Source organism: Clostridium sp. AN503, from assembly GCF_040719375.1.
Classification (GTDB): domain Bacteria; phylum Bacillota; class Clostridia; order Lachnospirales; family Lachnospiraceae; genus Brotaphodocola.
In genome coordinates, this window is record NZ_JBFDTP010000002.1 from 412,879 (window position 1) to 433,113 (window position 20,235).

Below are 20,235 nucleotides of genomic sequence, written 5' to 3' on the forward strand. Positions count from 1 at the left end.
AGGAACATGAACCCTGGGACGTGGGTTGATGAATAAAAAAAGAAAACGGAGGAGCAACATGAAAAAAAGACAGTTTAGTTTGATGATGGCACTGGTGATGACGGCATCTCTGGCAATCGGATGCAGCAAACCGGAAAGTAAACCGGAGAGCAAAGCGGCTGCGGAAACGGCAGCGGCTGCGGCAGGGGAAACAGCTCAGAAGGAACAGGCTCCGGAAGAACAAAAAGAGGCTTATAGAATTGCGGTTATGGTAAAGGATTCTACAACGCCGTTCTGGCGTTATCTGGTATCGGGGGCGAAGGATGTCGGCGACGAGCTGGGTGTGGAAGTGATCGAGTATGCGCCCATGGAAGCGCAGAACCTGGACGAACAGGTGAAGCAGGTGGAAGATGCGATCCAGGCAGGTGTGGATGCAATCTGTATCGCTCCGGTTGATTCAGATGGGATCGTACCAGTCCTGGAAGAAGCCAACGAAGCCGGTATTCCTGTGATCACGACCAATACCAAGGCCAATGGCGGCAAGATCGAGACCTTTGTAGGCGTAGACAACTATGAAGCGGCCAAGACCCTGGCGTCTTATATGGTAGAGCAGCTGGGTGGTTCCGGAAACGTCGTGATCATAGAAGGGAATCCGGCGGGACAGACCAGCCAGGACCGTGTCAAAGGCTTTGAGGAAGTCATTGCAACCCATCCGGATATCAAGCTCCAGGTATCCCAGCCTGGCAACTTCAAGAGAGACGAAGCCATGACGATCATGGAAAACCTGATCCAGTCCAATCCGGATATTGATGCAGTCCTTGCGCTGAACGATGAGATGGCGCTGGGAGCCTGGCAGGCGCTTGACGAGGCGGGCAAGGCTGATGTGCTGGTGACTGGTTTTGACGGTGCGCTGGAAGGGCTTCAGGCAATCCTGGATGGAAAAATGTACGCGTCTATGAACCAGGATGCATTCGCCCAGGGAGGGGAAGCAGTCCGGGCGGCAGTAGAAGTATTAAATGGAAATACGATAGATGAATGGATCCGGGTAGGCGGCGAGGTATGCGATAAGGATAATGCACAGGGCCTGATCGACTATTTTGCAGAGCACGGGTTCCAGTAAGCCGGTTAGGCGGCGCCTCGCATGAATATGCGGGGGCGTCCGTATCAGAAAGGACTGGGTATGATCAAGATAGGAATAGCAGGATGCGGAAAGATCGCACAGGTCCGGCATCTGCCGGAGATCGCAGCAAACGAAAAAGCGCTTTTGGCGGGGGTATATGACCGGAATGGCCGGCGGGCTGCGGAGATGGCAGCGCAGTACGATACAAAGCAGTACGCTACATATGAGGAAATGCTGGAGGACCCGGCTGTGGATGCGGTTTGTGTCTGTGTGGCAAACAAAAACCATGCGGAATTTACGGTGAAAGCGCTGGAACATGGCAAGCATGTGCTGTGTGAGAAGCCAATGGCAGTCACCAGGGAAGAGTGCAGATCGATGCTGACAGCTCAGGAAAAGAGCAGAAAAACGTTGATGATCGCACAGAACCAGAGGTTTGCAAAGGCCCATGTGCTGGCAAAGGAGCTTCTTTTAAGAGGCGAGATCGGTAAACTCCTGACTTTTAAAACTTCATTTGCCCACAGCGGGCCGGAGAACTGGAGCGTTGTAAAGGGCGGGCAGACATGGTTTTTTGATGATGCAGAGGCTGGCTTTGGAGTGATGGCGGATCTGGGAATCCATAAGATCGATGTGATCCGTTTTATAACAGGATGTGATATTGCAGAGAGCCGCCTGTGGAGAGGCACTCTGCACAAAACAGATGCAGAGGGGGAGAAGATCAGTCTGGATGATAATATGATCTGCTTATGCACGTTGAAAAACGGAGCGGCCGGGACGGTTACGGTAAGCTGGACCTGTTATGGTGCGGAAGATAATTCAACGGTTTTATATGGTACAGAAGGTGTTATCAAAATATATATGGATGATGCATATCCGCTGATCGTCGAAAAGAAAGACGGAACGCGTGTCCTCTATGAAACAGAGGGGATACAGACCAATGTGAACCAGACCAGGTCCGGGGTAATGGATGAATTTGTAGAAAGCCTTTCTGCGGAGAGAAAACCGGAAGCGGACGGACAGGATGTGATGAAGTCCATGAACGTGATCTTTGATGCTGTGGAGTGACCAGTGCCAGGTGTTTTCCATATTATTGGTAAAATCAGCATGTCTTTTGCCTCCGATTTATGGTATAGTAATAGAAAGTACCAGGAAATCAGGAGGCAAAATACTATGAGATGAACCATAACCGTAATAGATAAGGATGGAAATGAGAAGGCATCTGCCACCGGCAGCCAGCAGGCTGTGCTTGCATGGAAAGGCGTATATGAGGAGGGCGACAGCATCCGCTTCACCCTGCCGGAGAAAAATGCTTACTATGTTTTAAAGGTAGATGACACCATGGAGGAGTCCTTTATCTATAGCACAGAACAGGAGCTTACCTATCATATCCCGTTCCATGAGAAAAAGACTTCCTTCAATCCCAAGGCGTTTACCGGCGAGCTTCACTATCTCAGCGTCCGCTGCGCCATGGAGGCGGAGTGCACGGCATACCGGAACCTTGCGCGGAATGCGGCGGACCAGCATGAGGCGTGCGGCTATTATCCTCACGCCAGCGCCAATGTGGAGACCAGAGGCGAGGCGGTGTTTGCAGCCAGGAATGCCATCGACGGCGTTGTGGCGAACCTGTCCCACGGCAACTGGCCCTATGAGTCCTGGGGGATCAACCGGCAGGATGACGCGGAGTTCAAGCTGGATTTTGGCAGGCCCGTGGATTTTGACCAGATCGTGCTTTATACCAGGGCAGATTTCCCGCATGACAACTGGTGGGAGCAGGTGACCCTTACTTTTTCGGACGGCACCAGCGAGACTGTGCAGCTGGAAAAGAGCCTGGAGCCGCACTATATCCGGATCGAGAAAAAGGGGATTACCTGGCTTACGTTTGGGAAGCTTATCAAAGCGGATGATCCGTCGCCGTTCCCTGCACTGACGCAGATCGAAGTGTATGGATGGGAAAGCAGGGAATAGCCATGAGAGAAAAACTGACCCAGAATGATATCCAGAAGATCCGGGAGGAGATCGAGCACCGTAAGCTGGTGGTGCGCCAGGAGTGTTTGGAGGCGGTCAAGGAAGCCCGTGCCCATGGAGATCTGAGCGAGAACTTTGAGTACCATGCCGCGAAGCGGGAAAAGAACCAGAATGAGAGCCGGATCCGTTATCTGGAGAATATGCTGAAGAATGCGATCGTCATATCCGATGCCTCCAAGGATGATGAGGTAGGGCTCAACAAGGCTGTGACCCTCTATATGGAGGATGACGACGAGGAAGAAGTGTACAAGCTGGTTACAAGCATCCGCGGCAACTCCATGAACAACATGGTCAGCGTAGAGTCGCCGCTGGGGAAGGCTATCCTGCGCCACAAAGTAGGTGACCGGGTGCTGGTGAAAGCAAATGACACTTACAGCTATTATGTGACGGTCCGCAAGATCGAGGCTGTCAGCGATGAGGACGACCAGATACGCAGATTTTAAAATGATAGAAGATGAGCCGTCCTGAACAGTTAGGATATAAGAATATGCACAAGATCACAGTTCCGAGGCCTGGGATAGATTCCTTAGCCCCGGAACTGTTTTGTTTTCTGGAGAGATTGTTTCTGAAGAAATGTTTTGAAAAGTTTCTGTTGACAAAACAAGATATTTTATGTATTATTGTACTAAGCACTTAATACAGTAACACAAAGAGAGGTGATGATATGGCATGGCAATTTGAAAATAATCTGCCGATCTACACACAGATCCTGGAACAGATCCGGCTGGGGATCATTTCGGGCGTATATCCGGCTGGGTCAAAGCTGCCATCGGTCAGAGAACTGGCGTCGGAGGCTTCTGTCAACCCCAATACCATGCAGAGGGCATTGGCGGAATTAGAGCAGAGCGGGCTGATCTACACGCAGCGGACAGCCGGCAGATTTGTGACGGAGGATTTAGATATGATAGGGAAGCTTAAGAAGAATATTGCAGAAGAGCAGATCAGAAAATTTTTTCAGTCTATGTTAGAATTGGGATTTACAGAGGAAGAGACGATTCAGCTTATGGAAAAAGCAGTAAAGGAGACAAAATTATGAACACGATTTTAGAATGCAGCCACCTGACAAAACGATATGGTTCGCTGACTGCACTGGATGATGTCAGTGTTACTGTCCGGCCGGGCCGGATTGTTGGGCTTTTGGGACCCAATGGCAGCGGCAAGTCCACATTTATCAAGACTGTTGCGGGGCTCTTGACGCCTCAGAAGGGAAGTGTCGCTGTCTGCGGTTTTCCGATCGGAGTGGAGACCAAGAAGCGGGTAGCATATCTGCCGGATAAAGAATACCTGGATGAGAATCTGAGGGTGGAGCAGCTTGTTGATTATTTCTCGGATTTTTATGAGAATTTCGACAGGAATAAAGCGCAGGAGATGCTGCAATGTCTGGAGATTGATGAAATGCGCCGTTTTAAAGCGCTATCTAAGGGGACGCGGGAAAAGGTACAGCTGGTTTTAGTCATGAGCCGGAAGGCGGATCTCTATCTGCTTGACGAACCCATTGGAGGAGTGGACCCTGCGGCACGGGATTATATTTTGAAGACCATTGTTTCTAACTATAATGAAGAGGGATCTATTTTGATCTCCACTCACCTGATCTCCGATATCGAGCCGGTCCTGGATGATGTGATCTTCATTAAGGATGGTTCTGTGGTGCTGACCGGTACAGTAGATGAACTGAGGGAGGAACATGGAAAGTCGGTAGACGTATTATTCAGGGAGGTGTTCAAATGTTAGGAAAGGTTTTGAAATATGAGATGAGATCGCTGGCGAAGCCGTTTTTGCCGCTGTTTGGAGGCTTCCTGGCAGTTACGCTTCTGTGCAAGCTGTCCTTTGAGGCGGCTTCAGCCAATGTGGTGAGGGCGGATATCCTGGATCTGGTATCTGTGATGTTCGGCGTGCTGTATGGTATCTACGTGGTAGCGTTGTTTGTGATGTCTGCTGTGTTTATTGTCACTCATTTTTACAGGACCATGGCGGGGACCCGTGGTTATTTAAGCCACACGCTGCCGGTAAAGACCGGCACGCTGATCCATGCCAAGCTGCTGGCAGCCCTGATCTGGCCGGTGATCGCCTGTCTGGTATTGGCTTTTTCTGTTGTTGTGTTTGCCCTGGGCCATGTATCCTTTGGAGAGTTGGGGATGGCTGCGGCAGAGTTCTTTAAGATAATGGGTGAACTTTTGACGGAGCTTTTTACAGGCCCGGTCTCCCAGCTTGTCAATATGCCGCTCTTGACGGTTGAGTTGATCCTGTGCGTGATCGCGGAACTTCTCAGCTTCCCGCTGATGGTCTATGCGAGCATTGCCATCGGGCAGTTGTTCCTGAAACGCCGGGTGCTCTGGTCTGTAGCGTCATATTTTGGAATGTATATCCTGCTGCAGATCATATGTACATTTTTCATTGGTTATATAGGGCATGGAAATTATGCATCGCCGGAGGGCAATGCGCTGTTCGTAAACAGGTTTATGTTTTTTATGACTGCGGTCAACGTTTTGTCGGTAACGGCATATTACCTGATCACCAGATATATCTTTTCTAAAAAGCTGAATCTGGAATAAATTGGGAGCCGTATGCCGCCGCATGCAGTCTGCTGCCGTTTGAGATGGCCGGCCGGTCAGACACGAGTTTGTCTGTGCCGGCCGGCCATCTGTTTGTTCAGATCCAGCCGCCGTCCATCCCGATCACCTGACCGGTCAGGTAGCTGCCTTTGTAGCCCAGATGGTAAACAAAATCGGCGATCTCCTCCGCCCGTCCAAGTCTGCCGGCCGGGATACTGTCCACCAGGCGGATCAGCTCTTCTTCCTCCATCCACTGGTTCATCTCCGTATCGATGGCTCCGCAGGCCACGGCGTTGACCTGGATATTGCTGGGAGCCAGTTCCTTGGCAAGGGCGCGGGTAAACGCGTTGATACCGCCTTTGGTGGCGGAGTAGGCTACTTCGCAGGATGCGCCCACATTCCCCCATACGGAAGAAATGTTTACGATCTTCCCCCCTCCGCCCGCAAGCATCATGGGAATCGCCAGTTTGCAGCAGTTGAACACGGAGGTTAAGTTGGTGCGCAGGATGCGGTCCCAGTCCTCACAGCTCATATCCTGCAAAAGGCCAATATAATCGATTCCTGCGTTGTTTACCAGGACATCCAGGGTACCGTATTGTTTCTGGATGGTCTTGAACAGCTGCCCGCATGCGGCCATGTCTCCCATGTCGCCCAAAACTGCGGTGCAGGTTGTCTGGTAGCCTTCGATTTCTTTCTTCGTCTGGAGCAATTCCTGCTCCCTGTGGGCACAGTTGATCACCACATGATATCCTTTTTTTGCAAATTTCACAGCGATGGCTTTTCCGATCCCACGGGAAGCTCCAGTTACAAGCACTACTTTTTTAGCCATAAAATCATCCCCTTTTCATAAACTTATTATACCACAACTGTGCAGGAAACCAAACTGGAAACAGGTAATATTTTACAATTAGATTACATTTTAAAGAACGGTCTGTATCTTTAAAAAGACTTGTGATATACTTAAATACAAATCGGTTTGGAACAATGTGTAAAGCAGACAGGACAGGAGAGAATTGCATGGAAAAACAGTATGATCTGGTTATTATCGGTTCAGGCCCGGCAGGACTGGCAGCCGCGATCTATGCCCAGAGGGCAAAGCTTGATACCCTTGTGATAGAGAAAGAGATGATGAGCGGAGGACAGGTGCTCACCACCTATGAAGTGGATAATTATCCGGGGCTTCCGGGCATAGGAGGATTTGATCTGGGGGAGAAGTTCCGCCAGCACGCAGAGCAGCTCCAGACAGAATTTGCTGAGGATGAGATACACCGGATCGAGCTGGAGGCAGCTGGAGCCGGAACTGGAGGCAGTGACGAAAAAGCCGGAGCGGGGAGCCGGGATGCGGACGGCGAGCTGCAGGCGGCAGAGCTCCATGCGACGGAGCTGCAGGCTGTGGCGCCGAAAGAGGGCAGCAGTGTTTGGAAAAAGATTGTCGGTGCAAAGGATACTTACCTGGCAAAAAGTGTGATCATTGCTACGGGAGCTACCCACAGAAAGCTGGGCGTGCCCGGCGAGGAGAGGCTGGCCGGCATGGGCGTCAGTTACTGCGCGACCTGTGACGGCGCGTTTTTCCGGAAAAAGGTGACCGCTGTGATAGGCGGCGGGGATGTGGCGATCGAGGATGCGATCTTCCTGGCAAGGATGTGCGAGCATGTGTATCTGATCCACCGCAGGGATGAGCTGCGCGGGGCAAAGTCCCTGCAGGAGAGCCTGTTTGCCCTGGACAATGTGACTGTGCTCTGGGACAGCGTGGTGGAGGAGATTCAGGGGGAAGAGAAGGTGAGCGCCCTGGCAGTGAAGAATGTGAAGACCGGGGAGAGATCCACACTTCCGGTAAACGGCGTATTCATTGCAGTGGGGATCACGCCCAACAGCGCGCCTTATGAGGGCCTGGTGGATATGGACCACGGTTATATCAAGGCAGATGAGACCGGAGCGACCAGCATTCCCGGTATCTATGCGGTGGGAGATGTACGCACGAAGCAGCTCCGGCAGATTGTGACCGCCGTGGCGGATGGGGCCAACGCAGTGACCAGTGCGGAACGTTACCTGACAGAGTATTAAGGAGGCAGGGCAACCAATGAGGAAGATTTTAAAAGTACTGGCAGCTGGCTGCCTTTGTACTGCCTTCGCAGGCAATATCACGGCGTATGCGGCGGTGGAAAAGTCGGTTCATGAAGTGACCCTGGTGACTGCTCAGGCGGACTATGCCAATATAGCAGTTTCCCAGGTGACAGATTATGTGAATATCCGGGAGCAGGCAACCACCAGCAGCAAGATTGTCGGAAAGATTTACAACAACTGTGCAGCCACGATCCTGGAGACCGTGGAGGGAGAAGGCGGGACCTGGTACCGGATACAGTCCGGTACAGTCAACGGCTTCATCAAGGCGCAGTATTTTATAACCGGGGAAGCCGCGGAGAAGCTGGCCCAGTCTATCGGGCGGGAGTTTGTGACCGTCAATGCGGACAACCTTCGTCTGCGGTCAGAACCGAACCTGACCAGCGAGACATTGACCCTGCTTTCCCAGGGCGCGCGGTATGTGGTACAGGGGGAGGACGGCGACTTTTTTAAGGTGGAAGTTGATGCGGACTTGATCGGTTACATTGCCCAGTCCTACTGTAAAACTGAGGTGGAATTTGACCAGGCAGTATCACTGGAGGAGGAGCGGCAGAAGCTGGAGGAAGAATCCCAGAGAAAGCGGGCTGCGGATACGGCGATCGCGGCGCTTGAGCAGGTGAAGCGCGTGGAGGCGAACCGGGAGGCGTCGGCTGGGGCAGCGCCGGCCCCTGTGAACACAGAGGAGTTGATCATCGCAGCCAATCCGGTCCAGAGCAATAACCCCCAGAGCGCATCTGCGCCGACTACGGCAGCAGCATCCAAACCGGCAGCGACTCCGGCAGGAGGTCCGGGCGGAAGCGGTAATAACAGTAGCGGCAATGGCAGCAGTACGGTTTCGGAAGGGCCGGGTTCTGCGGCGGTGGTATCCGCTACCAGGACCGCGATTGTGGCTTACGCCAAGCAGTTCCTTGGCAATCCTTACGTATATGGAGGTACCAGCCTGACAAACGGAGCGGACTGTTCCGGATTTACACAGGGCGTATTTGCGCATTTTGGAATTACCACAGGGCGCAGCTCACGGGATCAGGCGGATAAGGGACGGGAGATCGCGGTGGCGGATGTGCAGCCGGGAGATCTGCTGTTCTATGCCAGCGGGGATTATATCAACCATGTGGCAATATACATAGGCGGCGGGCAGATCATTCATTCCAGCACCCCGACCACAGGTATCACCATTACCAAATATAATTACCGTACTCCGTGCAAAGCCGTGACATTCCTGGATTAGGAGGCCGGCAGAATGGAGAAAAAACAACAATTTTACGGCTTGGATATCCTGAAATTCGTCATGGCGGTCCTGGTAGCGGCACGCCATATGATCCAGGTGTTCTACGCTGGTGACAGCCGGTGGCGGCTGCTTGTAGGGTCCTGGCTGTCCAATCTGGCAGTGCCGGTGTTTTTCATTATCGCAGGTTTTCTGCTGTTTCGGAAAGTGCCGGAGCCGTTGACTGCGCGTCGCTATATGCGGACGGCAGGCGGCGCCGGGGGGAGAGGCGGCACGGATGCCGCGGCCGGAGAAATACAAAGCGGCACGGACGCTGTCAGCAGTGCAGCAGTAAATGCTGTTAAGGAACTGCGCCGGTCCGGAAGAAATACGGTCTTTGTCTATTGCTGGCGGATCTTAAAGCTGTACCTGCTCTGGTGCGTGCTATACTGGCCCATCGATATCTACAACTGGTATCACGGAGTGGAGAGTGTGCGTGAATTTGTGATCCACTATATCAGATCCTTTTTCTTTTCCAGCACTATCGCCCAGCTGTGGTATCTGCCGGCGCTGATCGTGGCCTGCCTGATCGTGTGGACATGTTACCGGTGCGGGATGCGCATCTGGCAGATCCTGGCAGTGACTGGGATCCTGTTTGTGATGGGATGTATCGGGGATAACTGGTATTTCACCCAGTATCTGCCCCAGAGCTGGCAGCAGCTGATCTACGCATACGGGCAGCATTTTATGACCATGAGAAACGGCGTGTTCTACGGAAGCTTCTATGTCTGCCTGGGCCTGCTGTTTGCAAAAAAGAGCTGGAAGCTTCCGCTGTGGATGGCTGCGGCGGGGAGCCTGGTGTTTGTATATGCGGCGTACCGGGAGGTGCGGCACTGCCAGAATATCAATATGGTGTTCATGGCTGCGCCTGCGGCCTGCTGTCTGGTGGAGACGGCTCTTTTGCTGCGGTTGAAAGACAGGAAACTGTATCCCCGGCTGCGGGCTATGAGCGAGTGGGTTTACCTGTCACATTTCTACTTCTTTTACGTATTTTCCTGGACGGCGCCATGGAATCCGGTTCCGCTGACAGAGCGGAATATCGCGCTCTTTATCTTTGTGCCGATGGTGCTGTTTGCGTGGTGCATGGCCTGTCTGTCAGAGCAGGAGCGGTTTCGGTGGATACGCAGGCTGATTTAACGGGTGGCAGAAAGTGGTTCTGAAAATTAATGAAAGAGGGAAGAGAAGCCTCCGGGACGGTGGGAAAAGTTTCTGTGTCTGCGAACGGAAGACACTTAGAAATCTTTTTTCACCGTCCTGGAGGCTTCTTTTTCCTGCCGAGGGGATTGGCGAAACGGTCGCTGGGGGCCGGCGGGGAATACAAGGAGTGGAGTGTCAAAAAATATGTAAAAGCGTAAAAGGTCTTGACAAATGATTCGATGTCGAAGTATTATGGAGATAAGGATACTTCGATATCGAAATAAAAGGAAAAGAGGGAACATATTATGGTTTACGAGGGTGAGGAGAAGTTAAAGAAGCAGGCGGAGAGTGGTTTTCCGAAAGGGATCACGAAGATCTGTGACAATGTGTATTTTGCGCTTGGGTATGGCGGGAGTACCTGTACGTTGGTGATAGGGGAGAATTCCTGTGTGCTTGTGGATACGCTTAATGGCGTAGCGCCCGCAAGGGCTGCGAAGGAGGAGTTTGAGAAGATTACGGATAAGCCGATCCGGACGATCGTCTATACTCATTACTTCCATTTTGACCACACTTCGGGAGCAAAAGTATTTGCGGAGGAGGGGACAAGGATCATTGGGCGGAAACCGACATATCCCCAGTTTGGACGGACTGGCATGATCAAGGATATCTGCGGAGTGCGCGGAGCCAGGCAGTTTGGTGTGGGACTGACACCGGAGGAGGCGATCTGTGTCGGCATTGGTCCGAGAAATGAGATCAACGGGGAAAAGGGAAGCCTGCCATGCAATGAATTTTTTGAGGAAGAGAAGCTGGAGTTGGACATCGACGGGATCAAGATGGTTCTTGTGGCGGCTCCGGGCGAGACGGATGACCAGATTTTTATCTGGTTCCCACAGTATAAGGTACTGTGCTGCGGCGACAATTACTATGAATCCTGGCCGAACCTCTATGCGATCCGCGGAGGGCAGTACCGGGATATCAGCGGTTGGATCGATTCTCTGGATAAGATGAGAGAGTACGGGGCGGAGTACCTGCTTCCAGGGCATACCAGAGCCGTGATTGGAAGTGCGGCGGTGGAGACTACCCTGAAAAACTACCGGGATGCATTGGAATACGTGTTGGTGGAGACCCTGCGCGGGATGAATGAGGGACTTACACCGGATGAACTGGTGGAAACGGTGCGGTTGCCGGAGGAGCTTGCGAACCTTCCTTATCTGCAGGAATATTACGGGACCGTGGAATGGTCGGTCCGTTCTGTCTATACCGGATATTTGGGCTGGTTTGACGGGAATCCGACGAAGCTGGGGCATATGCCGGTCAGAGACCGCGCAGAAAAGACGGTTGCCATGATGGGCGGTGCACAGGCAGTGCTGGCTGAAGCAAAGGCCGCCCTGAAACGGGGAGATGCCCAGTGGTCGGCAGAACTCTGCGACCTTTTGCTTGACAGTGGGAATGGAGAGGCCGCAGGTCTTAAGGCGGATGCCCTGACAGAACTCGGAAGAAGGCAGACAAGCGCCAATGCCCGTCATTACTATCTGGCCTGTGCCAAACAGCTGAGAGGAGAGGGCGAGGTGCTGAAGCTGAATGGTGCTATGCAGGATGTAGGCAAAAAACAGAGGGATAATGGATGATTGATAACACGTTTACGTTGATCAGCCGTATAGATGGCGAGATACGGCGTTTCATTATGGACCAGCTTGCTGCGGAGGGAATCACCGATATTGTACCCTCCCATGGAACCATCATTGTGGAGCTGATGAAGCATGGACGGCTTTCCATGAATGAGCTGGCTCGCCATATTGACAGGACGCCTCAGACGGTCACCTGTCTGGTGAAGAAGCTCGTAAAGGAAGGGTATGTGGAAACGGGGAAGGGAACAGAGGACAGCCGGGTGACCATGGCCGGCCTTACAGAAAAGGGGAGGACCCTGGCGGCGATCCTGTGCAGGATCTCGGAACAGATCTACCAGATTCAGTATAGCGGGATTGCCAAGGGGGATATCCGTATCCTGCGAAGCTCCCTCATGCAGATGTACGAGAATTTTTCAGAGAGGGAAGATGCAAAAGAGGGGCGCAGGGCATAAGGACATAGTATAAGAGCATGACATGAAAACAGGCCGTTATAAGGACTGTGCATAAAAAGAAGCGCCGGAAGGATGTCATTCCCTTCCGGCGTTATCACTGCCTGTCCGTATGATTTATCACAAATGAAATGTTAGAACTCCGGCTCGATCAGGCCGTAGGTGCCGTTTTTCCTCTTGTAAACCACATTGACTTCCTCGGTCTCTGCGTTTAAGAATACGTAGAAGCTGTGTCCCAAGAGTTCCATCTGAACGCAGGCCTCCTCGGGATCCATGGGCTTCACTGCGAACTTTTTGAGCTTGACGATCTTGATCTCGTCGTCGCTCTCATACTCCTCGTTGAGGAACAGGGAGGAGAATGCCTGGGCGGACTGCTTTTTGTCAATGAGTTTATTTTTATATTTCTTCATCTGACGTTCGATGATCTCCTCAACCAGGTCAAGGGATACGTACATGTCACTGCTGGATTCCTCCGCGCGGATGGTACGGCCCTTAAGCGGGATGGTTACCTCGATTTTCTGTCTGTCCTTCTGTACGCTGAGAGTTACGATAACTTCTGTATCCGGGTTGAAGTAACGGTCCAGCTTTCCAATCTTTTCCTCGATCGCGGCCCGAAGCCCCGGAGTCACATCGATGTTTCTTCCTGTAATAGTATAACGCATAAGTCATCAGCTCCTTCTTTTGAGATGGTTTAAGTATAGCATACAAGTCCGAAAAATTCAACTGAAACACCGGAATTGTTGCGACAATTATTCTTAAAAAATACTAAAAATGGATATTTTTAGCGGCAATTTGAAATTGCATTGATACCAGGACAGGATGAAAAATGTCAAGTATTTGGAATGTATTTTTTGTCGAAATATGTAAATTTATGACAAGTGTACAAAATAGAAGAAAGTAGTTCTAAAGAAGAGCATTCCATGAGAATGAGGAAAAAGTTTGTGGATAATGTGGATAACTTGGTGTATAAGTGGTTCTTGGCTTAAATCCGTCCACCTGGGATGTGGATAATTTTTGGGGTTATCCGCAGACAAGCTTGTGGATAATGTGGATAAGTCAAAAATCGAACATAGTTTTTGTGCAATTTGATGAGTTGACCATAATTTTATTTTTATGTTATCCATAATTCTGGCAGACTATGAGTGGAAATGTGGAAAACGGGGGAAAGTTGTAAATGGAAAGTTAATTTTTTATGAACAAGGAGGGGAAAACTTGAATAAATCGTGGGTTGGTGCTACAATGTATAAGATTGACTTGAAAAGAGGGCCCCATTTTGGGCCGCACCGTTGAAAACTCAGAACACAGACAAGCAACAAAACAAAGTTTAGGAGAACGAACTATGAATTTCATAGAAAAAGTATTTGGTACCCACAGCGAGCGGGAGCTGAAGATGATCTATCCGATTGTGGAAAAGATCGAAGCTTTGAGACCGGAGATGCTGGAGAAGACAGACGAGGAGCTGCGTGACCATACCCGCATCTTCAAAGAGCGTCTGGCAAATGGGGAGACTCTGGATGATATTCTGCCGGAGGCATTCGCCACAGTCAGGGAGGCGGCGAGAAGAACCCTGAATATGGAGCATTATCCCGTACAGCTCATCGGCGGCATCGTCCTGCATCAGGGACGTATTGCGGAGATGAAGACCGGTGAAGGTAAGACCCTGGTTTCCACAGCGCCTGCATATTTAAACGCGCTGTCGGGTAAAGGTGTGCACATCGTTACAGTCAATGACTATCTGGCAAAGCGTGACGCGGAGTGGATGGGGCGTGTCCATGAGTTCCTGGGCCTGACCGTGGGCGTGGTATTAAACTCCATGACGCCGGAGGAGCGCAAGGTTGCTTACAACTGCGATATCACCTATGTGACCAACAACGAGCTGGGATTTGACTACCTTCGCGACAACATGGCTATTTATAAGGAACAGATGGTTTTGCGTGAGCTGGATTATGCGATCATTGATGAGGTGGACTCGGTACTCATTGATGAGGCGAGGACTCCGCTTATCATTTCCGGACAGAGCGGCAAGTCCACCAAGCTTTACGAGGTCTGCGATATGCTGGCCCATCAGCTTGAGAAGGGCGAGGCTTCCGGCGAGTTCACCAAGATGAATGCCATCATGGGCGAGGATATCGTCGAGACCGGTGATTTCGTTGTCAATGAAAAGGATAAGGTTGTAAACTTAACGGAGGACGGCGTTCGGAAGGTGGAGGAATTCTTCCATATAGAGAACCTTGCCGATCCGGAGAACCTGGAGATCCAGCACAACATCATCCTGGCGCTGCGTGCCAACAACCTGATGTTCCGCGACAAGGATTATGTGGTCAAGGACGATGAGGTGCTGATCGTTGATGAGTTTACCGGACGTATCATGCCGGGCCGCCGTTATTCTGACGGACTGCACCAGGCGATCGAGGCCAAGGAGCATGTGAATGTAAGGCGTGAGAGCAAGACTCTGGCGACCATCACCTTCCAGAACTTCTTTAACAAGTTCCGCAAGAAAGCGGGTATGACTGGTACGGCGCTGACTGAGGAGAAAGAGTTTCGGAATACCTATGGGATGGATGCGATCGCGATCCCGACCAACCGTCCCGTAGCGCGTATTGACCATGAGGATGCGGTTTACAAGACCAAGAGAGAGAAGTTCAATGCGGTTGTGGACGAGGTGATCGCGGCCCATGAGAAGGGGCAGCCGGTGCTGGTAGGTACGATCACGATCGAGACCTCTGAGATGCTCAGCAAGATGCTTCATAAGCGCGGCATCCAGCACAAGGTCCTGAATGCGAAATACCATGAGCTGGAGGCTGAGATCGTAGCGGATGCCGGTGTTCACGGCGCGGTTACCATCGCCACCAACATGGCAGGCCGTGGTACAGATATCAAGTTGGACGAGGAATCCAGGCAGGCCGGCGGTCTGAAGATCATCGGTACGGAGCGTCACGAGTCACGGCGTATCGACAACCAGTTGCGCGGACGTTCCGGTCGTCAGGGAGATCCGGGTGAATCCCGTTTCTACATTTCCTTAGAGGATGATCTGATGCGTCTGTTTGGTTCCGAGCGGCTGATGAGCATGTTTGAGGCTCTGGGCGTGCCGGAAGGCGAGCAGATTGAGCACAAGATGCTGTCCAATGCCATCGAGAAGGCGCAGATGAAGATCGAGAACAACAACTACGGCATCCGTGAAAACCTGCTTAAGTATGACGAGGTCAACAACGAGCAGCGTGAGATCATCTACGATGAGCGCCGCAAGGTGCTGGATGGCGATAACATGCGTGATCTGATCCTAAAGATGATCACGGATATTGTGGAGAACGCGGTGGATTTATCCATTTCCGACGAGCAGATCCCGGAGGACTGGGATCTGGTGGAGTTAAACAGCCTGCTGATCCCGGTTGTTCCGCTTCAGCCGGTCTCACTTGAGAACCATCCGGTCAGCAAGAAGAATGAGCTTAAGCATATGCTGAAGGAAGAGGCTATCAAGCTCTATGAGGCGAAGGAGGCCGAGTTCCCGGATTCCGAGCAGATCCGTGAGATCGAGCGCGTGATCCTTCTGAAGGTGATCGACAATAAGTGGATGAACCATATCGATGATATGGACCAGCTGCGCCAGGGTATTGGCCTGCAGGCATACGGTCAGCGTGATCCGGTTGTTGAGTACAAGATGAATGCATATGAGATGTTTGAGGCGATGACTGCGGCCATCACCGAGGAGACTGTCCGCATCCTGTTCCATATCCGTGTGGAGCAGAAGGTGGAGCGTGAACCTGCTGCGAAGGTGACCGGCACCAACCGTGATGATTCTGCGGTGCAGGCTCCCAAGCGAAGAGATGTGCAGAAGATCTATCCGAATGATCCGTGTCCGTGTGGAAGCGGGAAGAAGTATAAGCAGTGCTGCGGCAGGAAGCGGATCTAGGCGTGTGAGCGGGATCAGACAGCCGTGTAATGCCTGCGGCGGGACTCGGTCCCACCGCAGGAGCAGTATAAAATCATAATAAGAAAGAGGGTGACACAGTGGTAGAATTAGATCAGTTTAAGTACAGATTATCAACGTTTGAAAAACCATTAGTGGAAGTGAGGGATTCACTTTGACCTGGACAACAAGGTCAGACGAATCGATGAATTAGACAAATCCATGGAGGAACCGGGATTCTGGGATGACGCGGAAAAGTCCACCAAACTGGTGCAGGAAGCGAAGAATCTCAAGGATACAGTGGAGCTTTACCATGGTCTGGAACAGCAGTATGAGGATATCCAGGTGATGATCGAGATGGGGTACGAGGAAAATGACCCGTCCCTGATCCCGGAGATCGAGGAGATGCTCGGGGCGTTTGAGGCGGATTTGGAAAAACTCAGGCTGGAAACTCTGCTGTCCGGTGAATATGACAAGTACAATGCCATTCTGCGCCTCAACGCGGGCGCGGGCGGCACGGAATCCTGTGACTGGTGCAGCATGCTTTACCGCATGTACTGCCGTTGGGCAGACAAGATGGGCTACAAGACCGAAGTGCTGGACTTTTTGGACGGTGACGAGGCGGGCATCAAGTCTGTGACCATCCAGATCAACGGGGAAAATGCATTCGGCTACTTAAAGTCAGAGCGCGGCGTTCACCGGCTGGTGCGGATCTCTCCGTTCAACGCGGCAGGCAAACGCCAGACCTCCTTTGTATCCTGTGATGTGATGCCGGATATTGAGGAAGACTTGGATGTGGATATCAACCAGGACGACTTGCGTATCGATACCTATCGTTCCAGCGGCGCGGGCGGACAGCATATCAATAAAACCTCCTCTGCCATCCGGATCACTCATATCCCTACTGGAGTTGTGGTACAGTGCCAGAATGAGCGCTCTCAGTTCCAGAACAAGGATAAGGCCATGCAGATGCTGAAAGCGAAGCTTTACATGCTGAAGCAGCAGGAGAATGCGGAGAAGCTTTCTGATATCCGTGGAGACGTGAAGGATATCGGCTGGGGCAACCAGATCCGTTCCTACGTGCTGCAGCCTTACACCATGGTGAAGGATCTGCGGACCGGAGAAGAGACCGGGAACGTGGCGAATGTGCTGGACGGCGGGCTGGATCTCTTTATCAGCGCGTACTTGAGGTGGCTGAGCCTTGGATGTCCGGACAGACGGACCTCCGGGGACGATTAATTCACAATAAAAACCCGCTCAGGCATGCTATTTGTGATATGGCAGCCGGGCGGGTTTTGTTTATTCTTCCGGGGGGATGCTGTCACTGTCTCTGCGCACTGCATCCAGGTAATTGTAAAGGGTAAATCGGGATATTTTTAAATGTTCATATACTTTTTCGGAGGCTTTCGTAATGAGAAAGGCTCCTTTTTTGTCGAGGAAACGTATAAACTCGATCTTGTCCTCCCGCTTCATCTGGGCAACCGGCTTGCCGATGAGTCGGTCCGCCTCTGAGATCAGGTATTCCAGTACCTGTGAGACATCATTCGCAAATACTTCGCCTGTGTCGGAAACGGTATGGGCCTGAGACTGGACTGGTTCCCCCTGCATTGCGGCGGGGACTGTCTGTCCATACATCTGGGCGGTCGAGGGGTTGTACTGGTTATACTGCTTTAAAAATTCTTCAAAACGCACGGTCTCTGTAATGTCAGTGTTGATGCAAAGGCAGCCGACGACTTCATCGTTGGAATTGCGGATATACAGGGTGGAAGAACGAAGGATCTTCCCGTCCCGAGTGGTAACTACATAATTGTAACGGTTTCCATCTTGTACGGTGCCTCTGAGAACTTCAAGTCCCAGATTGGACCCGCAGTCCCCAATCTTGCGGTTGGTGATGTGGCCGTTCCGGATATCAACAATGGTATGGTCATATTCTTTTGTGAGGTCATGTAAGATGATTTCGCAACGATTTCCAAACTGATTTTCCAACATGGACAGCAATTGCTGCCACATGGGCCATTCGTCATATATCGTGTTCATAATATTGATCCTTTCCGTCTCTTTGTAACAGGCCATATCAATTTCACTGGAAAAAAATGACAGGACTTATGTATTAGTATAATACAGAACCTCATAAAAGTACAAGTTTAACGTATCGATTTTCCGTTCTTTATTACGCGGGTGACATGGCCCAGGGCGGTTAGATCCTCAAGTGGATTTCTGTCGGTAAATATGAGGTCCGCCTTTTTTCCGGCTTCCAGCGATCCGACAGAACTGGCGCCGATCGCTCTGGCTGCGCGGGAGGTGGCGCTTAAGAGGACGTCCTCCGGTGACATACCCACTTTTTGGTGAAGGAGCATCAGCGTGAGATGGAACTCATGGAAGTAGGAATACTTGCATCCTGCGTCGGTTCCTGCGATAATGTTGACTCCCTCTTCATACATGGTTTTGGTGGTCTCAAAGCGGCTTTGCTGGAACTGGCGCCATTCAGGAATTTTCTCAGGCAGAGGTGCGCCTTCTTCCGGCGGCAGGATATATGCTTTGCCGAAGGCCGGACATACGGAGATTCCTTGCTCTGCTATGCGCTGCGCTAATTCATGGGAATAGGAGACATCCTGCTTTCGGGAAGGATCTTTAAAGCTGCAGTGTTCGATTGTATCGAAACCTGCTGCAACTGCATTTTCAATCCCGGTTGTGGTGTGGATATGACCGGCAACCAGCTTGTTGCGGGAATGTGCTTCAAAGGTAATCATTTCCAGAATGTCCCTCTCATATTGATTGGCCAGCGAATTGCTGCCGGGAGTCATGTTCCCGCCGGATACCATAACCTTTATAAAATCCACCTGGTTTTTACAGAGAAAACGGACTGCTTTTTGGACTTCCTGGAAGGAGTCAGCTTCCATGCCAAGGAAATGGCAATGTCCTCCGGTAATCGTGATGGGAGGACCGCAGGAGATGATATCGGAACCAGCCAGAAGCCTCGAACTGACTGCACGTTTTAGATCCATGATCCCCAGTCCTTTGGCGCCGCAGTCTCTTACGGTGGTGACGCCGCTTTGCAGCTCTGTCTGGGCGGCAGAGGCCATTCTCAGCAGCGTGGCGCCTGCGTTTTCCTGCTCCAGGGCAGTGATGGGATTGGTGCTGGAATCAAAACACAGGTGAAGGTGCGCGTCGATCAGTCCGGGCAGGACATAATCCTTTCCGGCATCTATTATTTCTGTGGAATCGTCCTGTAAATAATCCTCTAACTGGGATAGAGGGGCTGTTTCACGGATATGATCACCTTCGATCAGGATTCCCATTTGTGGACGGCATATGGCCTGGTCCTGGCTGCAGTCTATGAAATGCCTGGCGATAATTAATTTCATATAGACTCCTTTCTTGATAGAAATTATTGTTTTAATTCTACTATCATTTCGATTTCTACAGGGGTGTTGAAGGGCAGCTCGCTTGTTCCTATGGCAGCTCTTGCATGTCTGCCGCCTTCTCCAAACAACTCGATCAAAAGTTCAGAGCCGCCATTAATCACGGCAGGGTGCTGGCCGAATCCTGGAGCGCTGGCAACAAAACCCAGCAATTTTACGATCTTTTCCACACGGTCAAGGTCTCCGATCGTGTTCTTTAACGCTGCAAGGCAGTTTAAGACGGATTGTCTGGCACAGAGCACTCCTTCTTCTATGGTAACCTCTGCACCAAGCTTCCCTTCATAAAGCAGCTGGCCGTCTTTTTTACAATCCTGTCCGGAGATATAGACAAGACGGTCCAGAAAAATCTGCCCTGGTATGTAGCTGGCAACCGGCACAGGACAATTGGGAAGCTGAAGTCCCAATTCTTCTAAACGTTTCTCGATTTTTGACATAAAGCGGGTCCTTTCTTGCTGTTGATCTTTCCTTTAAAGTTGTGAATGATATGATAAGTGGATGCTAAGATTAATTGTACGAAATTTAAAACAAAAAATCAACTAAAATGTCAATATTATAATAAAAAATTTTGGTATTTTCAAATTTGTGTTGTAAAAATAGACATAAAAAACAAAAAATTATAAAAAACAGAAAACAT

Annotated in this window: 19 protein-coding genes; 14 read left to right on the forward strand and 5 right to left on the reverse strand. The window is 51.1% G+C overall.

The window, feature by feature from the left end; genetic code table 11:
* Nucleotides 1-58 precede the first annotated feature (58 nt).
* From AB1I67_RS09150 to AB1I67_RS09180, 7 genes are all read left to right on the forward strand, one after another.
* Nucleotides 59-1,099: a sugar ABC transporter substrate-binding protein gene (locus AB1I67_RS09150; protein ID WP_367029573.1), complete on the forward strand. Its 1,041-nt coding sequence runs from the start codon at nt 59-61 to the stop codon at nt 1,097-1,099.
* A 21-nt stretch (nt 1,100-1,120) separates the two neighbouring features.
* A complete protein-coding gene (locus AB1I67_RS09155) occupies nt 1,121-2,161 on the forward strand; it encodes a Gfo/Idh/MocA family oxidoreductase (RefSeq protein WP_367029574.1) in 1,041 nt (346 codons plus the stop codon).
* Between the two features lie 177 nt (nt 2,162-2,338).
* On the forward strand, nt 2,339-3,061 hold the full coding sequence (locus AB1I67_RS09160) for a carbohydrate-binding protein (RefSeq protein WP_367029575.1): 723 nt from the start codon (nt 2,339-2,341) through the stop codon (nt 3,059-3,061).
* Nucleotides 3,062-3,063: 2 nt separating this feature from the next.
* Nucleotides 3,064-3,564: a transcription elongation factor GreA gene (gene greA / locus AB1I67_RS09165; protein WP_367029576.1), complete on the forward strand. Its 501-nt coding sequence runs from the start codon at nt 3,064-3,066 to the stop codon at nt 3,562-3,564.
* Nucleotides 3,565-3,785: 221 nt separating this feature from the next.
* Nucleotides 3,786-4,157: a GntR family transcriptional regulator gene (locus tag AB1I67_RS09170; protein WP_367029577.1), complete on the forward strand. Its 372-nt coding sequence runs from the start codon at nt 3,786-3,788 to the stop codon at nt 4,155-4,157.
* Nucleotides 4,154-4,852, forward strand: a complete 699-nt coding sequence (locus AB1I67_RS09175) for an ABC transporter ATP-binding protein (RefSeq protein WP_367029578.1) — start codon at nt 4,154-4,156, stop codon at nt 4,850-4,852. Before AB1I67_RS09170 ends, AB1I67_RS09175 begins: the two co-directional genes overlap by 4 nt.
* Nucleotides 4,846-5,673 (forward strand): hypothetical protein, encoded by an 828-nt coding sequence (locus AB1I67_RS09180; protein ID WP_367029579.1) that lies wholly within the window; start codon nt 4,846-4,848, stop codon nt 5,671-5,673. Before AB1I67_RS09175 ends, AB1I67_RS09180 begins: the two co-directional genes overlap by 7 nt.
* A gap of 97 nt (nt 5,674-5,770) precedes the next feature.
* Here the strand turns inward: AB1I67_RS09180 and fabG are convergent, their stop codons facing one another.
* Nucleotides 5,771-6,502, reverse strand: a complete 732-nt coding sequence (fabG, locus tag AB1I67_RS09185) for a 3-oxoacyl-ACP reductase FabG (protein ID WP_367029580.1) — start codon at nt 6,500-6,502, stop codon at nt 5,771-5,773.
* A 188-nt stretch (nt 6,503-6,690) separates the two neighbouring features.
* Here fabG and AB1I67_RS09190 point away from each other — a divergent pair, with 188 nt between their 5' ends.
* The 5 genes from AB1I67_RS09190 to AB1I67_RS09210 all read left to right on the forward strand — a co-directional run bounded on the left by AB1I67_RS09190 (nt 6,691) and on the right by AB1I67_RS09210 (nt 12,275).
* Entirely contained in the window at nt 6,691-7,737 is a 1,047-nt protein-coding gene (locus tag AB1I67_RS09190; protein WP_367029581.1) for an FAD-dependent oxidoreductase, read from the forward strand.
* Nucleotides 7,738-7,753: 16 nt separating this feature from the next.
* Entirely contained in the window at nt 7,754-9,022 is a 1,269-nt protein-coding gene (locus tag AB1I67_RS09195; protein WP_367029582.1) for an NlpC/P60 family protein, read from the forward strand.
* Nucleotides 9,023-9,034: 12 nt separating this feature from the next.
* Nucleotides 9,035-10,195: an acyltransferase family protein gene (locus tag AB1I67_RS09200; protein WP_367029583.1), complete on the forward strand. Its 1,161-nt coding sequence runs from the start codon at nt 9,035-9,037 to the stop codon at nt 10,193-10,195.
* 305 nt (nt 10,196-10,500) lie between these two features.
* On the forward strand, nt 10,501-11,823 hold the full coding sequence (locus AB1I67_RS09205; RefSeq protein WP_367029584.1) for an alkyl/aryl-sulfatase: 1,323 nt from the start codon (nt 10,501-10,503) through the stop codon (nt 11,821-11,823).
* Nucleotides 11,820-12,275, forward strand: a complete 456-nt coding sequence (locus AB1I67_RS09210; protein ID WP_367029585.1) for a MarR family winged helix-turn-helix transcriptional regulator — start codon at nt 11,820-11,822, stop codon at nt 12,273-12,275. The genes AB1I67_RS09205 and AB1I67_RS09210 overlap by 4 nt, the downstream gene beginning before the upstream one ends.
* Before the next feature lie 131 nt (nt 12,276-12,406).
* Here AB1I67_RS09210 and raiA read toward each other — a convergent pair whose 3' ends face one another.
* A complete protein-coding gene (gene raiA / locus AB1I67_RS09215; protein ID WP_367029586.1) occupies nt 12,407-12,934 on the reverse strand; it encodes a ribosome-associated translation inhibitor RaiA in 528 nt (175 codons plus the stop codon).
* Between the two features lie 677 nt (nt 12,935-13,611).
* Here raiA and secA point away from each other — a divergent pair.
* On the forward strand, nt 13,612-16,182 hold the full coding sequence (gene secA, locus AB1I67_RS09220; RefSeq protein ID WP_367029587.1) for a preprotein translocase subunit SecA: 2,571 nt from the start codon (nt 13,612-13,614) through the stop codon (nt 16,180-16,182).
* Nucleotides 16,183-16,280: 98 nt separating this feature from the next.
* A protein-coding gene (prfB, locus tag AB1I67_RS09225; RefSeq protein WP_367029588.1) for a peptide chain release factor 2 occupies nt 16,281-17,418 on the forward strand; the annotation gives its coding sequence in 2 pieces (ribosomal slippage) (nt 16,281-16,355 and nt 16,357-17,418; 1,137 coding nt in all).
* A 60-nt stretch (nt 17,419-17,478) separates the two neighbouring features.
* Here the strand turns inward: prfB and AB1I67_RS09230 are convergent.
* The 3 genes from AB1I67_RS09230 to AB1I67_RS09240 all read right to left on the reverse strand — a co-directional run bounded on the left by AB1I67_RS09230 (nt 17,479) and on the right by AB1I67_RS09240 (nt 20,035).
* Nucleotides 17,479-18,216, reverse strand: a complete 738-nt coding sequence (locus AB1I67_RS09230) for a helix-turn-helix transcriptional regulator (protein WP_367029589.1) — start codon at nt 18,214-18,216, stop codon at nt 17,479-17,481.
* A gap of 107 nt (nt 18,217-18,323) precedes the next feature.
* A complete protein-coding gene (locus AB1I67_RS09235) occupies nt 18,324-19,544 on the reverse strand; it encodes an amidohydrolase family protein (RefSeq protein ID WP_367029590.1) in 1,221 nt (406 codons plus the stop codon).
* A gap of 23 nt (nt 19,545-19,567) precedes the next feature.
* Nucleotides 19,568-20,035: a RidA family protein gene (locus tag AB1I67_RS09240; RefSeq protein ID WP_367029591.1), complete on the reverse strand. Its 468-nt coding sequence runs from the start codon at nt 20,033-20,035 to the stop codon at nt 19,568-19,570.
* Nucleotides 20,036-20,235: the final 200 nt, after the last annotated feature.

Excerpts from the sequence above, each read along its gene's own strand:
- AB1I67_RS09150 (WP_367029573.1), top strand. The coding sequence starts at position 59 with ATGAAAAAAAGACAGTTTAGTTTGATGATGGCACTGGTGATGACGGCA.
- AB1I67_RS09155 (WP_367029574.1), top strand. The coding sequence starts at position 1,121 with ATGAATATGCGGGGGCGTCCGTATCAGAAAGGACTGGGTATGATCAAG.
- greA (WP_367029576.1), top strand. The coding sequence starts at position 3,064 with ATGAGAGAAAAACTGACCCAGAATGATATCCAGAAGATCCGGGAGGAG.
- AB1I67_RS09170 (WP_367029577.1), top strand. The coding sequence starts at position 3,786 with ATGGCATGGCAATTTGAAAATAATCTGCCGATCTACACACAGATCCTG.
- AB1I67_RS09175 (WP_367029578.1), top strand. The coding sequence starts at position 4,154 with ATGAACACGATTTTAGAATGCAGCCACCTGACAAAACGATATGGTTCG.
- AB1I67_RS09180 (WP_367029579.1), top strand. The coding sequence starts at position 4,846 with ATGTTAGGAAAGGTTTTGAAATATGAGATGAGATCGCTGGCGAAGCCG.
- fabG (WP_367029580.1), bottom strand. The coding sequence starts at position 6,502 with ATGGCTAAAAAAGTAGTGCTTGTAACTGGAGCTTCCCGTGGGATCGGA.
- AB1I67_RS09190 (WP_367029581.1), top strand. The coding sequence starts at position 6,691 with ATGGAAAAACAGTATGATCTGGTTATTATCGGTTCAGGCCCGGCAGGA.
- AB1I67_RS09195 (WP_367029582.1), top strand. The coding sequence starts at position 7,754 with ATGAGGAAGATTTTAAAAGTACTGGCAGCTGGCTGCCTTTGTACTGCC.
- AB1I67_RS09200 (WP_367029583.1), top strand. The coding sequence starts at position 9,035 with ATGGAGAAAAAACAACAATTTTACGGCTTGGATATCCTGAAATTCGTC.
- AB1I67_RS09205 (WP_367029584.1), top strand. The coding sequence starts at position 10,501 with ATGGTTTACGAGGGTGAGGAGAAGTTAAAGAAGCAGGCGGAGAGTGGT.
- AB1I67_RS09210 (WP_367029585.1), top strand. The coding sequence starts at position 11,820 with ATGATTGATAACACGTTTACGTTGATCAGCCGTATAGATGGCGAGATA.
- raiA (WP_367029586.1), bottom strand. The coding sequence starts at position 12,934 with ATGCGTTATACTATTACAGGAAGAAACATCGATGTGACTCCGGGGCTT.
- secA (WP_367029587.1), top strand. The coding sequence starts at position 13,612 with ATGAATTTCATAGAAAAAGTATTTGGTACCCACAGCGAGCGGGAGCTG.
- AB1I67_RS09230 (WP_367029589.1), bottom strand. The coding sequence starts at position 18,216 with ATGAACACGATATATGACGAATGGCCCATGTGGCAGCAATTGCTGTCC.
- AB1I67_RS09235 (WP_367029590.1), bottom strand. The coding sequence starts at position 19,544 with ATGAAATTAATTATCGCCAGGCATTTCATAGACTGCAGCCAGGACCAG.
- AB1I67_RS09240 (WP_367029591.1), bottom strand. The coding sequence starts at position 20,035 with ATGTCAAAAATCGAGAAACGTTTAGAAGAATTGGGACTTCAGCTTCCC.